Origin of the sequence: Mammaliicoccus sp. L-M44, assembly GCF_022386355.1 — a bacterium.
Taxonomy (GTDB): domain Bacteria; phylum Bacillota; class Bacilli; order Staphylococcales; family Staphylococcaceae; genus Mammaliicoccus; species Mammaliicoccus sciuri_A.
The window spans coordinates 29,886-43,185 of record NZ_JAJNIU010000016.1 but is presented as its reverse complement, the minus strand read 5'-3'; the positions used below and the strand labels follow the sequence as shown (position 1 = coordinate 43,185).

Annotated in this window: 19 protein-coding genes; 13 read left to right on the top strand and 6 right to left on the bottom strand. The window is 29.4% G+C overall.

The features are described 5' to 3' along the window. Nucleotides 1-43: 43 nt before the first annotated feature. The 6 genes from LQ611_RS09810 (at nt 44) to LQ611_RS09785 (ending at nt 2,789) form a co-directional block, all read left to right on the top strand. Nucleotides 44-460, top strand: coding sequence for a hypothetical protein (locus tag LQ611_RS09810; RefSeq protein ID WP_107566156.1), 417 nt, complete (start codon nt 44-46; stop codon nt 458-460). Beyond that, complete coding sequence (locus LQ611_RS09805; RefSeq protein ID WP_107566157.1) at nt 461-781, top strand: hypothetical protein; 321 nt, start codon at nt 461-463, stop codon at nt 779-781. 19 nt (nt 782-800) lie between these two features. Continuing rightward, nucleotides 801-998, top strand: a complete 198-nt coding sequence (locus tag LQ611_RS09800; RefSeq protein WP_084756558.1) for a hypothetical protein — start codon at nt 801-803, stop codon at nt 996-998. Nucleotides 999-1,140: 142 nt separating this feature from the next. Beyond that, a complete protein-coding gene (locus tag LQ611_RS09795) occupies nt 1,141-1,494 on the top strand; it encodes a hypothetical protein (RefSeq protein WP_084756559.1) in 354 nt (117 codons plus the stop codon). A gap of 5 nt (nt 1,495-1,499) precedes the next feature. Continuing rightward, on the top strand, nt 1,500-2,387 hold the full coding sequence (locus tag LQ611_RS09790) for a DNA/RNA non-specific endonuclease (RefSeq protein ID WP_107566158.1): 888 nt from the start codon (nt 1,500-1,502) through the stop codon (nt 2,385-2,387). Nucleotides 2,388-2,405: 18 nt separating this feature from the next. After that, nucleotides 2,406-2,789, top strand: a complete 384-nt coding sequence (locus LQ611_RS09785) for a hypothetical protein (protein ID WP_107566159.1) — start codon at nt 2,406-2,408, stop codon at nt 2,787-2,789. 396 nt (nt 2,790-3,185) lie between these two features. On the opposite strand, the gene LQ611_RS09780 is transcribed toward LQ611_RS09785, so the two are convergent. The 5 genes from LQ611_RS09780 to LQ611_RS09760 form a co-directional block, all read right to left on the bottom strand. Next, entirely contained in the window at nt 3,186-3,692 is a 507-nt protein-coding gene (locus LQ611_RS09780; protein ID WP_107572999.1) for a phage tail protein, read from the bottom strand. A 3-nt stretch (nt 3,693-3,695) separates the two neighbouring features. Further along, complete coding sequence (locus LQ611_RS09775; protein WP_107566199.1) at nt 3,696-4,445, bottom strand: SAR2788 family putative toxin; 750 nt, start codon at nt 4,443-4,445, stop codon at nt 3,696-3,698. Nucleotides 4,446-4,463: 18 nt separating this feature from the next. Then, a complete protein-coding gene (locus tag LQ611_RS09770; RefSeq protein WP_107566200.1) occupies nt 4,464-5,267 on the bottom strand; it encodes a S8 family peptidase in 804 nt (267 codons plus the stop codon). 197 nt (nt 5,268-5,464) lie between these two features. Beyond that, nucleotides 5,465-6,724, bottom strand: a complete 1,260-nt coding sequence (locus tag LQ611_RS09765) for a Y-family DNA polymerase (protein ID WP_107566129.1) — start codon at nt 6,722-6,724, stop codon at nt 5,465-5,467. 116 nt (nt 6,725-6,840) lie between these two features. Beyond that, entirely contained in the window at nt 6,841-7,380 is a 540-nt protein-coding gene (locus LQ611_RS09760; RefSeq protein WP_107566130.1) for a GNAT family N-acetyltransferase, read from the bottom strand. Between the two features lie 234 nt (nt 7,381-7,614). On the opposite strand from LQ611_RS09760, the gene LQ611_RS09755 reads away from it, so the two are divergent. From LQ611_RS09755 to LQ611_RS09745, 3 genes are all read left to right on the top strand, one after another. Further along, a complete protein-coding gene (locus LQ611_RS09755; protein WP_107596631.1) occupies nt 7,615-7,821 on the top strand; it encodes a hypothetical protein in 207 nt (68 codons plus the stop codon). Nucleotides 7,822-7,987: 166 nt separating this feature from the next. Next, nucleotides 7,988-8,365 (top strand): YxeA family protein, encoded by a 378-nt coding sequence (locus LQ611_RS09750; RefSeq protein ID WP_158011184.1) that lies wholly within the window; start codon nt 7,988-7,990, stop codon nt 8,363-8,365. Between the two features lie 135 nt (nt 8,366-8,500). After that, a complete protein-coding gene (locus LQ611_RS09745) occupies nt 8,501-9,490 on the top strand; it encodes a LysM peptidoglycan-binding domain-containing protein (RefSeq protein WP_119493957.1) in 990 nt (329 codons plus the stop codon). Nucleotides 9,491-9,541: 51 nt separating this feature from the next. Here the strand turns inward: LQ611_RS09745 and LQ611_RS09740 are convergent, their stop codons facing one another. Continuing rightward, nucleotides 9,542-10,501 carry an arsenic resistance protein gene (locus LQ611_RS09740; RefSeq protein ID WP_119493956.1) on the bottom strand — a complete coding sequence of 320 codons (960 nt, stop codon included), beginning with the start codon at nt 10,499-10,501 and terminating at the stop codon, nt 9,542-9,544. 137 nt (nt 10,502-10,638) lie between these two features. Here LQ611_RS09740 and LQ611_RS09735 point away from each other — a divergent pair, with 137 nt between their 5' ends. From LQ611_RS09735 to LQ611_RS09720, 4 genes are all read left to right on the top strand, one after another. After that, nucleotides 10,639-11,382: a hypothetical protein gene (locus LQ611_RS09735; RefSeq protein ID WP_119499118.1), complete on the top strand. Its 744-nt coding sequence runs from the start codon at nt 10,639-10,641 to the stop codon at nt 11,380-11,382. A gap of 11 nt (nt 11,383-11,393) precedes the next feature. Then, the gene (locus tag LQ611_RS09730) at nt 11,394-11,930 is read left to right on the top strand and encodes a GNAT family N-acetyltransferase (RefSeq protein ID WP_107618219.1); all 537 of its coding nucleotides are present in this window, start codon (nt 11,394-11,396) and stop codon (nt 11,928-11,930) included. A gap of 48 nt (nt 11,931-11,978) precedes the next feature. Next, nucleotides 11,979-12,467, top strand: coding sequence for an AAA family ATPase (locus tag LQ611_RS09725; RefSeq protein WP_107618218.1), 489 nt, complete (start codon nt 11,979-11,981; stop codon nt 12,465-12,467). Between the two features lie 184 nt (nt 12,468-12,651). After that, entirely contained in the window at nt 12,652-13,203 is a 552-nt protein-coding gene (locus LQ611_RS09720) for a hypothetical protein (RefSeq protein ID WP_107618217.1), read from the top strand. Nucleotides 13,204-13,300: the final 97 nt, after the last annotated feature.

The following is a 13,300-nucleotide window of genomic DNA, read 5'->3' as shown; positions in this document are numbered from 1 at the left end:
ACACATTCCACCTCTTATTATAACACTATAGGAGGTAATTATCATGACTAGAATGAATAAAAAGATTAATTCAATTGAATTTATTTCAAATGGTAATCTGTATGATTTAAGACTGCAAGAAACCGACAAAGAAGATAAAGTCAGACAATACGAAAATGGTTATTTAAAAGGTGTTGCTGCAAGAGGAAATAATGAACCTTCTGAAATTGTTGTCTTATTAAAAAGTATTGAGATTATGAGAGATACAGACTTTGTTATTAAAGCTATAGAGTTTGAAAAAGATAATGAATTGTATGAATTAAGATTACAAGATGTATCAAATGGTGATTGTAAAGTAAGGTTATATAAAAACAATGAATATATAGACAATCTGAGTAAATCAGATACAGAAGATAAGTACAATATCGTTTTAATTAGAGCTTTAGGTATTTTGAACTCATCTCAAAGGAGAGTGGTTTAAATGATTAAATATCATACACAAAAATCACTCGAAAAACTACAAGATGTGATTGATAATTTTGTTAATGAAAAAGGCACTGGAATTACAAAAAATATAGATGAGAAATCAATTATACTCATCGGTTCAGATATGAAAATCGTAAATGAAGAAAGTCAATTCTCTTTTGTAACACTTAATGTTCAAACATTGGAATTAGATAAAGAAATAAAAAGCCCTAAAGATTGGATAACTGAGAAAAAGCCATTTAAATCAGTTGAAGATTTAGAAGAATACTTGAATGAAACCACTTATGAAGAATTAATTTGGTTCAAAGCGTTATAAAATTCTAAGGAGGGTTACTATGTTAGAGCAAATATTTGAAGCACATAACAAAAAGTATATGTTCTCAAAGATTGTTAACCTTTGGGGTGATGAAGAAATTGGTTTATATGAAAATTCGGATTTAATTGGATATCTAAATGAAAAATATTCAGTAGAAGAAGCAATCAAATTGATTACTGCACATCAGGAATTTAAAAAGTTAGGTGTTATAGTTTGATTCTGTTATTCCCCTGCTATGTTATGGTGGATATAAAAAAAGCGACCACACAAGTGATCGCACATTTGGTTAACAGAATCATCTATTGAACCAAACAAAAAGGTATATTTATTATAACATAATTATAGACGGAGGAACTAATATGGATTTCAAAAAAATTAATGAGGTTTTAAATCACGATCAAACTATATACACAAAATCTAATGGTATGAATGTAGCAATTAATACAGAATTAGGTTGTTATGTATCAGAAACAAGTGGTGTTTACTCGGTTTCTGATTTAAAAAACAATGACTTAACTAATATAGGACAAGAACCTATAAAAATCTTAGGTATGCAAGAAGTCGGAGATATACTTGGCAAAAGTAGACATGGTGTGCGCTGGGCTTTAGAAAATGAACATTATGATGTAGTACCTAAACCGGCTTTTGTAAATCATCAAAAACGTGGCAATACTTATTTTTGGTTAGAATCACAATTTGATAAGAAAGGTTGAAAAATATGAAGTACATCAAGACGTTACTCGCAATAATCCTAACAAGTACCCTATTAGCTGGGTGTGATTTGGAAAAGGATATTAAAAGAGAACTTAAACAAGAAGCTAATAATCAAATAGATAAAGGTTTAAATGAATTAAAGTCGAAAGCGTTTAGTAAAAAATCGACAGTAAAAACAAGTGAAGAAGATAAGGCGCTTATCAAAGTTCAAACTAACGAAGAAAATTACGCTTTATTGAACGACAATAAAACAACACTCACAGATTATGATCAGCAACTCTTGAACCAAAATGGTAATGATAAATTTTGGGCTAACTATTCAGATTTAGATGATTTAGGTAGAGGTGGCAGAGTTACAGCGCTTGTGACTAAGGAAGCAGTGGATAGTCATTCATCTAAAGCACAAGAACGCCCCTCTTTTGATTCAACAGTTAGACTTGCAGGCGAATTTAAAGATGGTACTTACGATCCACTTGAAAAAAGGTGGAAAGGCAATGAAAGTAATAATCAAATATTACAGTTAGATGGTTATAGAGGTTATATCTATAACAAATCTCACTCATTAGCATGGTCATTGGGTGGAGATATGGAAACACATAATTTAACACTAGGTACAAGAGCGCAAAATGTTGGTAGTAATAGAGCTAGTGAAGGTGGCGGTATGGGTTATCCTGAAACTCAAGTGAGAAATGCGATATATAACCACCCTGAAGCTAAGATTTATTATGATGTACACCCTGTGTACAATAATGATGAATTATTACCACGGGGTTCACATGTGAGAGCTTATTCTATTAATGACAACGGTCAGACTGTTAACTTAAACGTTTGGGTATCTAATACTCAAAAAGGTGTATCGATTAATTATAAAGATGGTACTTATGAATATTGAAATAGTTAGGGGGATATTATGGAATTTATTGTAAAACATGCAAGTAAAATAAGAATGATAGTTATTGTTATTTTTATAGCTATTATTAATTTGATTGGAGATAATATATATTCTCCTTATTACTATATACCGTTAACTATCTTATTTATGACAATACATTTTTGGTTAATCGGCATTCGAAACAAGAGACAAGCTTTAAGTATCAAAGCTTTTAGGGTAAATATGATATTAAATATTATCCTTTTTATACTATGTTTTATAGGTGTGTATATATTTAGTGTAGACAATCACTGGATTAACAATCCTTTTATTGTACTATGTTACATTTTTATTATAGTAATAATAGCAATTTATATATATCACAGAGAAAGAAAAAATAATGAAGTATCTAATGGTAAATGATAATAGAACATATATTGAGGTTACTTGTCCTTATTGTAATAATCATGATGGAAATTTATTTAAAAAAATTAACAATGCCACGATGAAATTATCAAGATGTAATACATGTAATAAGGTATATGAAATTAGGAAAGAAAAACCTCACAAATACTTGATTGTAAAATATCAATGACAAATATAAAAACCACAACAATTATAGCGACTTGTTGTGGTTTTAACGTTCATATGACATAGTGTTGGTTTATTAGTGTATGATTAAATGCTGCCGTAATTAACAACCTATAAGTTTACTATACAATATTTTACATACGAATGGTAGTATATATAAGTCCGATTTTAAAGGAAAAAAAGAGAGAAACATAGATCAAAAGGGAACTATGTTTCTCTTTATAATTATTAAACAGTTTCTTGAATTGTATCTATATAATTCCCGAATTCTGTTTTTATATTAGTAATTGTTTCTTTAGAAAAACTTATGATATCTATCACAGAATTACTAAGATATATCATATTTTTATCATTATAGAAGATGATATATGGTTCTACTAATCCTTTTTGAATATATAAAGAATAATTAATTATTTCTGTATTTTTTATATTTTCAATAGTTGCAATAATATATTTTTCATCAGTATAATGGAGTTCTTCATGCCAGTTTGTAATAGATAGAAAACGACCAATTCGTGTTTTTTCTCTAAATTTAACAGGATATAAATACTCAGATAAAAATGAACACTTTGTATTAGATTGGTTGCTAAACAACTGATTAATAATTTTAGAAAGTTGCTTTTTTTCAAAACTATCTATATCAAAACGCATTCTATTTTCATGAGATGATTGAAAAAATGGAATTTCACTTTCTAAATCAAAATTTATTTGTTGTTCTCCGATGTTAATAATCATTTTTTAATCTCCAATTCTTTTTAGGTTGGCATCATATGTACCGCTTCTTGTTTTCTTACTACCTAGATTTTTAATGCTACTTGCACCTTTCCATGCTCCTCCATTGTGACCATCTTTATCAACAGAGATATATTTGGGATTGCCTTTACCATTTTTCTTAAAGACCTTTTTGCCATGAGATACAGATTTTGTTGCAGAATAACCTAAGTTTTTAGCTGCTTGAGCAGCAACTTGAGGGCTTGTACGAATCATTGATGTTACAACGGTTTTACCATATTTTTTGATAGCCATTTTAAGACCTTGTTTAGCTATAAAGCCAACTAATACAGCGACTACAGGAGCAACTGAAGCTTTAACTTCATTTGTATCATATACTAATTTTTCTCCAGTATCTTGATCAGTAAATTCAGCTTTAAAGTCATTTTCATTCACAATTCTTAAAAACGTTACATCATATGTTTTATCTAGGTTATTACCATATTCGTCATTTAATGAAGCGTCTACGGTAATTTTATCTGTATTTTGATCAAATTCTAAGCTACTTTCAATATCTAAATCATTTGAGTTATAATTATTTTCAATGTAATTACGGTTATCTTTGGTATAAATATTTTCGTCAATGTTATTTTCGTTCACTTTACTATTAGCACTATTTATATCTGTTTCTTTAATAACTTCAGCAGCTTCCGCAAAGTTTCCATAAGTAATCGTGATTATACTAGCAAGTAATAAAGCTATAAGTTTGTTTTTCATATTTTCTCCTTTGATGTATCAATTTATTGGGTATTTTTTTAAAACATGTGACAAATTATTTCTTGAATCCAATTTAGTTGTTAGGTAAGAAGTGAAATAAGCAGCGGCAAAAGATGTTCCATTTACAGTTGTAATTTCATCTTTTGAATCTAATGTATAAACTTCGACACCGGGCGCTTTAAAATCGACTTTTTTAGTTGGTGCATAAATAAATGGTTTGTTATTTTTATCTATTGCTGTAATAGAATAGACCTCATTGAAACGAGCAGGATAGTCACTATAATCATCCATATTATTTCCCGCTGCACCTACTAAAATGATACCTTGTTTTTTAGCTTTTTTTATAACATCATGTAATTCTTTGTTGTAACGTTGAAAGCCAAAACTCATATTGATAATATCTACATCGTTTTTAATACACCAATTGATGCCATTCACTATACTATCTGTCTCTCCACCGAGTTCATCATCTAAAACCTTAACATCGTAAATACTTACTGTTTTGCTTATCCCGATTAACTTTTCTTTATGTTTCCCATATGTGATAATACTTGCGATTTGTGTGGCATGATTACTTTTAGTGTTTATTTGATTACGTTTATTTATAGCATCATATTTTTTTATGACAAACGCATTGTTAATTCTTTCATTATTAATACCTGTATCTAATATAGCCACTTTGGTATTAGAGTTGTTTGAATCTTTTTTTGTTAAATTTAGCGTTTCCCACGTCCAATTATTTGGCTGTTTGTAGAAATAAAATGAGAAAAAAACTATAAGAATAATGATTACTATAAATAGATATTTGACACTACGTTTCATACGACACCCATCATTATTATCTAAATATACCCTTATTGAGATTGTTTAGAGAATAAAGACCTCCTGTTTAAATTTATATATTCAGTAATATAAAGAATAAAAAACATTCTGAATATATATACTTTATATATTTACTTATCTTCATATTTATGTCAATGATTGTTTGTATTTACAATATATGTTTATAAAGTTCATGTTTATGCTTTATGACCTGCTATAAGTCCTTTTCTTTCTAATAATGTACCACTATTTAATAAGCTTGAACCGCGCATAACAATATCTTTGCCATATTTCATACGTATAAAATCTAAATGATTTTCGAGTGTCTCTGTCTTAATTTGATACGGATCGTCGAATAAAGATAGTTGCTTAATTTGGTTTGGAATAAATTTGCCAAATGATATCGCGATCGTTCTATAAAGTCTGTCCGGTTCTAACCGTTGAGATAAATAATCCCATAATAATTGTGTGATAACATAAGTATTCATAAATCCCGTTTTATTTGTAAATTGCTTCCGCACGCCTCCAACGTCTGCATAACCGACACTCACGCTAATACGTGTAGGGTATAAATTGAGCTTTCTAGAACGGAAATAAACTTCATCTACTTGTTCATTTAATACAGTCTTAAGTTCATTCATACTGTAATCACGCATAAGTATTTGCGACTTACCTAGAGATTTATCATATATACGATGAGGATTTCTAATGACGCTTTCATCAATACCATTAGCATGCAAATGAAGGTCAACGCCAATAACGCCAAAGTCCCGCTTCAAATATTCCACAGGATAGTTAGCTAAGTGACCAATTGTAAATATCCCTTTCTTATTAAGCTTAGCTTCTGTACGTCGATTGATTCCCCACATGTCTCGTAAAGGTTGAATGGACCAAACTTTAGACGGCACATCTTCATAGCGCCATTCTGATATACCAAGACTCGTATGCTTTGCGTCAATATCCATCGAAAGTTTCGCGAGTAATAAATTAGAGCCAATGCCAATCGTGCTACGAATTTGAGTATAATTAAATATACGCTCTTGAAGTTGCATCGCTAATGAAAAGGGAGAATGCGCAAATAAATGATACGACTCTGATACATCCATAAAGAATTCATCTATACTGTATTGATGAAAATCTTCAGGAGCAACATAATCCAAAGCAATTTTGCTAATCTGTGTTGATAATTGCATATATTTCTTCATAGATGGATTAATAACATAGATATCTTTACGTTGAGGTATTTCATATAAACGAGAACCTGTTTTAATACCAATTGCTTTTAAAGGTGGTGTAGCTGCCAAGACAACAGAACCTTTACGCTTCGTATCAGCCACAACAGCTAGCTTAGTCGTTAGCGGGTTCAAACCTTTTTCAATACATGAAACAGACGCAAAGAAACTTTTTAAATCCACGCATAAAATATCCCGATTTAGACAATAACTGTAGTCATACATAAAAATCACCCTAGTCATATTGTACTTTTATTATACGAACATATGTTCTATTTTGTAAAGTATAAACTTGTGTAAAAGCACAATATATTATCATATGATGATTGTGACGTATTAGATTAAGACTTTAAATCTTGCCATTCTTCTCTTAAAAGCCCCATTCTAATAGAGTCGTAATAAGTTCCGTTATAATATCTTACTTTTCTAATTCTAGCTTCCATCGTCATACCAAGACGTTCTCCAATTTTAATCATGCCTTTATTTCCTGACCAAGTCGTATAACCAACGCGAACAATATCTAAAGTATTGAATAAATGATCAATCCACATACGCATGACATTAGTGCCAATGCCTTTACCCCAATTATCAGATTGATAGATTGAAATACCCATCTCTAGCCACTTAGAAGGTTCATGTTCCCAGTAATAAGAGACTGTACCAATAACTTCGTTGTTGTATATCACAGCCCATCTATTCGGAACATTTATCCAATCATCCTTTTGTAGCAAGAAATCATCATATGACATAGCATGATGAGGAAAATAAGGCGCATCCCATAACTTCCATTCAGGATTTGAGTCCTTAAAAGCCATCTGCCATATACTATTTAAATCTTCTAATTTAATAGGTCTAATATGTAATTCACAATTTTCACCCATGTTATCCCTCAGTTCTGTATAAAATAATTAAAATTATTATATCATGTGAATTGGAAAAATTATAATTTCTTTGAAGTTTACAGTTTTGAAAATAAGCTATATGAATTATTAAGAATATGTAGCCAATCAATATAATCTAATAAAAAATGGTTACTTTCCATCGCATAATTTTAAAATACAGTTTTTGACAATAATATTTATAAATTATAAAATAAAAAAAGAGAGGTGCTCATTATGTCAGAATATGTTACGAGAAATGAATTTGAACAATTTAAAAAGTGTGTTGATGAACGTTTCGATACTTTGAACAATAAGATTGATCATTTGCTAAGTATCATTCAAGACAAAATTACAATTTCAATGAACAACCTTGAAAGAAGTATTAATGAAACAATAAGAAAAATAGAAAAGCGGTTATTGCATCTGTTCTATCGGGTGTAGGTGTATTAATAACACCAGCAGGGTTAATTGGAAATATATTAGGTGTGTTTTAATAAGAAAGACTTAATCTTACAAAATTGTAAGCTTAGAAGCCTGTTGTGACAACAATGTTAGGACTATTTCAAGTGAGATGATGCTATCATTTTACTTGAAAGGAGAGATAACATTGAAAGGTTTATTAAAAGGTATTGTTTTTCTAATTATATTTGTCATTTTATGTTGTTGTTTATTAATCGTTATATTTAGTACATCTGGCTCAAGTGAGATTAAAGGTGTATCAGATCAATTAAATCCATTTATGAAAGAGAAATACGCTTATGTAAAGACAAAGCTACCTGATGCTGTTGAAGAACATAATATTAGAAGATATAAGCAAGATATTGTAGATGAAGATGGTAAACGTACGAAAGTGGAATTTATATCATCAGATGAGCTTAAAACAAATCACTATTTAAAAATTAAGCATAAAGGGGCACATGTGGAATCATTTGAAGAAGTTGATAAAAGTGAAATACCAAAGAAAGTGCTAAACGTTATAGAATAAAAAAGAACGAGATGATCAATTTATCTCGTTCTTTTTATTTGTAATAAATATTTAATATAACGAAATATTCTTCAAGTATATTAATTAATTATAGTTTGTAATACAATATAAAAATAAAATATAAGGGGGATTATTATGAAGTACAAGTTTGGAACAGCAATAATTTTGACGACAAGTATATTATTTTCTCAATCTGTTGGATATATCAATGCAGAAGAACATCAAAGTGAACAAACAGAGAACACAAGCAAATCGATTAGTTTTGAACAAGCACAAAAGATGAACCCGAAAGAATTAACAGGCTTGCTAACGGATGAAGATCTTAAATTACATAATAAAGATGCAGAAGAAAATTCTACAGAAATAGAATCCAATCAACATACAAATGAAGCGTATCAAGATGTTAATAATTATATTGCTAAAAATAATATTAAGCCGTCTACAATCACGCAAGATTCTAGAATGGATAGTTTGCCGAAATATGACTATAAATCAGATAAGTTTATCGGTGTGATTATACATGAAACAGCTAATCCTGATAGCACAATAGATGAAGAAATCAATTACATGTATAACAATTATGAAAGTGCGTTTGTTCATGCTTATGCAAGTAGTAGTAAAATTGTTCAAACAGCATCTAGTGATTATTTAGCTTGGGGAGCAGGTGCAAAAGCCAATCCATATTTCTATCAAATAGAATTGGCTCAATCTAGTACATTTGACCAGTTTGCGAAATCGGTTAATAATCAAGCATATTTAACTGCGAAAATGTTACACCAAAATGGACTGAAACCATCATTAGCCGATAATAATGAAGGAACAGGTACAGTTATCAGTCACAATGCCATTAGTCAGTATTATGGTGGAACAGATCATACAGATCCAATCAATTACTTTAGTCAGTGGGGCTATGATATGGATCGATTTTATAGTCTCGTTCAAAAGCATTATAATGATTTAAATGAATCGAGTGACAGTATTACAGGCGATACACATACTGTTGTTTCTGGAGATACGTTGTATAATATCTCTCAAAGAAGCGGCGTAAGTGTAGCTAAACTTAAATCATTAAATAATTTAAGTTCAAATGATATAAGTGTAGGACAAGTATTGAAACTGAAATAATTAAAAACACCTCTAAAGTGCAAGCGTTACTGTAACTTTAGAGGTGTTTCTTTATTTAAATTTAGGTATCAATTTAATATAGAATAGTTCGCCAATAAGCTCGACAAGTGTTTGTGTGACGACAACAGTTGTTACAATTGTTGACCATTTGTCTGGTAGAGATAAAGCTAATGGTAAGACAACTAATGCATTTCTTGTGCTAGTACTAAAAGCAATTGTGCGTTTTAAATCTGAAGGTAAAGCAAAGATTTTACCAGAAAGATAACCAATAAAAGGCGCGATGATCATAAAACAAATGTAAACAGGAACAACTATCCATACGATGTGTAAATCATTAAATATTTTTGAAATTTGAGAGCCTATAACCGTCATTAATACGAGTCCCATAAAAGGAACAGGCAACCATTCTGATAAAGATAAAATATTCGACATAGTATCGGACTTTTTGCTTAAAATCTGCATAAAAATAGCTATGAATAAAGGTACTAGAATAAGGTATACAAAAGTCTTTAGAAAAGGTATAAAGTCAATGTATTCCGAGAAATCTTGGTTTAAAAATATAAGAAAATATATCGGTAATAAAATGATTTGTAGAATAAATAAAATAGGTGTAGCAATCAACATAAAGCTTTCATTTCCGTGACCTAACTTCGTAAAAACAATCACATAATCAATACAAGGTGTCAGTAAAACTAAGTAAATGCCGATTAGAAGCGGTGTAGATGTAATATGAAATGCTGTGACAATTAGAAAAACAAAAATAGGAATAAAAATAAAATTAGAAATAATAAGTGCCACAAGAAATTTAAAATTTAATGCCTTTTGACGTAAAGATAAAAAAGGAATTTGAGCAAACATACTAAACAATAGAATCGCAATTAAAATAGAAATAAAAGGTTCAAAAATAGGACTAGCATGGTCAAACAATAAACCGAAACCTACGCCCATCATAATAAATAAAAGATATATATAAATTTGTTTCTCCTCTAAAAAAGACTTCAAGTAAGACATCATAACCTCCTGTAAATCGCTTAATATAAATCATAGTATGAAGTAGAAATTAATTCAATTGAATAAAAAGATAATGAATATTGTTATAATATGAATACTAATACTATATTTATTGATATTTGTAAGGGGATAGACACATGAAATCTATTTTTATGATGGATGAAATAAATGATACGGAAGAAACTCAAAAAACAGCAAAATATTTTATAGATAAAATTGAAAATTATATTGATATTCTGAAAAAAGATTACGAATTAAATGACATGCCAGAACACGTCATATGGACAAGCGATTATGTAATGAAACACGTATTTAAAAAGAATGTACCAGCGTTTACAAATGAAAAAGGTATATTTATGAATATTGAAAAAGAAAGTTGGAAGACCTTTTTAAATGGTCAAATCAAAAGTGACATGTCTGAAACGACTCAAAACATATTTAATAACTATTTAGAGAAAGAAATATTATGCATATTAGGTCATGAAATTACACACCATTGCGACTTCTTTTTAACAGAATTTGATGATCTTGACTTAACATCAGATGACTTATGGTTTGAAGAAGGATTGGTTACTTTCTTACCAAGGTATTATTTATATAATGACAAAGAATTTAAAGAAATTATACAGTATGAAACAGAATTATTTAATTATTATAAATCAAAATATGATGAAAATAATTTAGAATCATTCACATATGAAGTTTATAAAAGTAATGATAATGCATATGTTATGTTTCATTACTGGAAAAGCTTTTTAGCAATAGTTGATTTAGTTGAAAACTACTATGAAGGCAACATTCATAAGATGATCAAACAATATCAACAATGGAATAAAGAAGGAAAAAAGCAAAAATTAAGTGAATACCTATTTCGGGGATAAGGGAGTATTACATGGATAAAATATATATAAATAAAGATTTAATATTAAGAAATGCAGAAACAAAAGATATAGATGATTATCTTTCAGTTCCTTTTAATAAAGAACTATTAATGATGTATGGATCAACAATGGATTACAGAACTTCAAAATCAAAGGAAAAAGCAGCTTTATTAATTAAAGAAATTCAGAATGAACCTTATGAATGGGCAATTGTATACCAAGATAAATTTATAGGGCAAGTTAGATTGGTTATTGATGATATAAATAACAAAGCAAAATTTGCAATAGGGATATTTAATCCAGAATATTGGTCTATGGGAATTGGAACTAAAGTTTCAGCAGCTGTAGTAAATTATGGGTTTGAATATTTGAAATTACATAAAATTTACTTAAGAGTATTGAAATATAATACTCGTGCAATTAAGGCATATGAAAAAGTAGGATTTATAATTGAGGGAGAAGAACGTGATAGTGCATTTATAAAAGGTGAATACTATAACGATATTCATATGGGTATTTTAAAATCTGAATTTTATATCAATCAATAGTAGCAAGAGACCAATCATACTAATAATTACAAGAAGAAGCGGTGGAAAATGACAAAAGTTATTATAATTAGAGGGAATTCAGGAAGTGGGAAGTCATCTTTAGCAAAAGAAGTACAAAACAGAATAGGATTTCATACTTTGTTAATTTCACAAGATACGATTAGAAGAGAATTGTTATACGATAAACCTGGCAATAAGACAGTGGAACTCATCGATCATTTAATCAGATATGGATTGGAAAATTGTGATTATATGATTATTGAGGGTATTCTTAAAGCGCATAGGTATGGTGATATGCTGAGAAAACATTTTGCAGGCAAGAAAAATGTGTTTACGTATTACTATGATATCTCTTTTGAAGAAACGTTAAGAAGACATAAGAATAAGGAAAATGCTGAATTTGGTAAGGAAGAAATGAGTAAATGGTTTGTTGAGCATGATTATTTAGGTTTAGAAAATGAAAAAATAATAAAAGAACATATAGGTTTAAACGATATGGTAGAAAAAGTGTTGGAAGATATTGATTTTAAAGAATAACAGCGACTTTCCAATAAAAAATTTTAATACTTACCTATCCTTTATATAGCAACTGGGTTAACGCTTTCATACTTTAGCATAATATTGATTTATTTCGAAAACTGAAACAAAATAGATGAAATATTAGCTGAGATGTTCTAATATGTACAAATATGATAGTGAATAAATCAAGGGAGTAATGAAAATGGAAAGTTTTATATTTAGCGTTATTGGAGTTGTAGTATTAATAGCTTTTATTGTGATGTTAGGCACGACTGTTGTTAAAGCGATTAGAGATACTAGGTTCAGGATTCCGTTGCTAAGTACCATTATATTATTCTTTTTAACTTTAGGTTGTGCTGTTGGAGTTGTTTCAACTGAACCTGTCCAGAATAATCATTCAAAAATTAAGTTCGATGATCACGTAGCAGAAGCACAAGCGAATGAATATGTTCAGAAAAAAATGAACCATTCTAAAGAGATTAATTATGACAAGTATAATAATGAAACATATAGCCACAACGAATTGTTAAAAATCACAAATGCTAAGGTTGATAAAATTAGCCATAGTGAAGCTGGTGATAAAATCGTCGAAGTTACAAAAGGTAGTGGCGACGATAAAGTGTCATATTATATTATAGATTATGATCATAAAAAACTTGAAGAAGGCGAAAGCTATACTTTTTATGGTAAAGAAGATTTGAAATATGATGCAAACAGCCAATTACATGGATTTAATGTATGGAAAGTTGAATAGAGATAAACAGAGTCTGGGACACATTACGTTGTCTTAGACTCTGTTTTTTCGATTCTAATTATCAATTCTAAATGAAAAATAAAAATTTGCTCTTGCC

Excerpts from the sequence above, each read along its gene's own strand:
- LQ611_RS09775 (WP_107566199.1), bottom strand. The coding sequence starts at position 4,445 with ATGAAAAACAAACTTATAGCTTTATTACTTGCTAGTATAATCACGATT.
- LQ611_RS09745 (WP_119493957.1), top strand. The coding sequence starts at position 8,501 with ATGAAGTACAAGTTTGGAACAGCAATAATTTTGACGACAAGTATATTA.
- LQ611_RS09785 (WP_107566159.1), top strand. The coding sequence starts at position 2,406 with ATGGAATTTATTGTAAAACATGCAAGTAAAATAAGAATGATAGTTATT.
- LQ611_RS09795 (WP_084756559.1), top strand. The coding sequence starts at position 1,141 with ATGGATTTCAAAAAAATTAATGAGGTTTTAAATCACGATCAAACTATA.
- LQ611_RS09730 (WP_107618219.1), top strand. The coding sequence starts at position 11,394 with ATGGATAAAATATATATAAATAAAGATTTAATATTAAGAAATGCAGAA.
- LQ611_RS09780 (WP_107572999.1), bottom strand. The coding sequence starts at position 3,692 with ATGATTATTAACATCGGAGAACAACAAATAAATTTTGATTTAGAAAGT.
- LQ611_RS09760 (WP_107566130.1), bottom strand. The coding sequence starts at position 7,380 with ATGGGTGAAAATTGTGAATTACATATTAGACCTATTAAATTAGAAGAT.
- LQ611_RS09805 (WP_107566157.1), top strand. The coding sequence starts at position 461 with ATGATTAAATATCATACACAAAAATCACTCGAAAAACTACAAGATGTG.
- LQ611_RS09790 (WP_107566158.1), top strand. The coding sequence starts at position 1,500 with ATGAAGTACATCAAGACGTTACTCGCAATAATCCTAACAAGTACCCTA.
- LQ611_RS09740 (WP_119493956.1), bottom strand. The coding sequence starts at position 10,501 with ATGTCTTACTTGAAGTCTTTTTTAGAGGAGAAACAAATTTATATATAT.
- LQ611_RS09725 (WP_107618218.1), top strand. The coding sequence starts at position 11,979 with ATGACAAAAGTTATTATAATTAGAGGGAATTCAGGAAGTGGGAAGTCA.
- LQ611_RS09735 (WP_119499118.1), top strand. The coding sequence starts at position 10,639 with ATGAAATCTATTTTTATGATGGATGAAATAAATGATACGGAAGAAACT.
- LQ611_RS09765 (WP_107566129.1), bottom strand. The coding sequence starts at position 6,724 with ATGTATGACTACAGTTATTGTCTAAATCGGGATATTTTATGCGTGGAT.
- LQ611_RS09800 (WP_084756558.1), top strand. The coding sequence starts at position 801 with ATGTTAGAGCAAATATTTGAAGCACATAACAAAAAGTATATGTTCTCA.
- LQ611_RS09720 (WP_107618217.1), top strand. The coding sequence starts at position 12,652 with ATGGAAAGTTTTATATTTAGCGTTATTGGAGTTGTAGTATTAATAGCT.
- LQ611_RS09755 (WP_107596631.1), top strand. The coding sequence starts at position 7,615 with ATGTCAGAATATGTTACGAGAAATGAATTTGAACAATTTAAAAAGTGT.
- LQ611_RS09770 (WP_107566200.1), bottom strand. The coding sequence starts at position 5,267 with ATGAAACGTAGTGTCAAATATCTATTTATAGTAATCATTATTCTTATA.
- LQ611_RS09810 (WP_107566156.1), top strand. The coding sequence starts at position 44 with ATGACTAGAATGAATAAAAAGATTAATTCAATTGAATTTATTTCAAAT.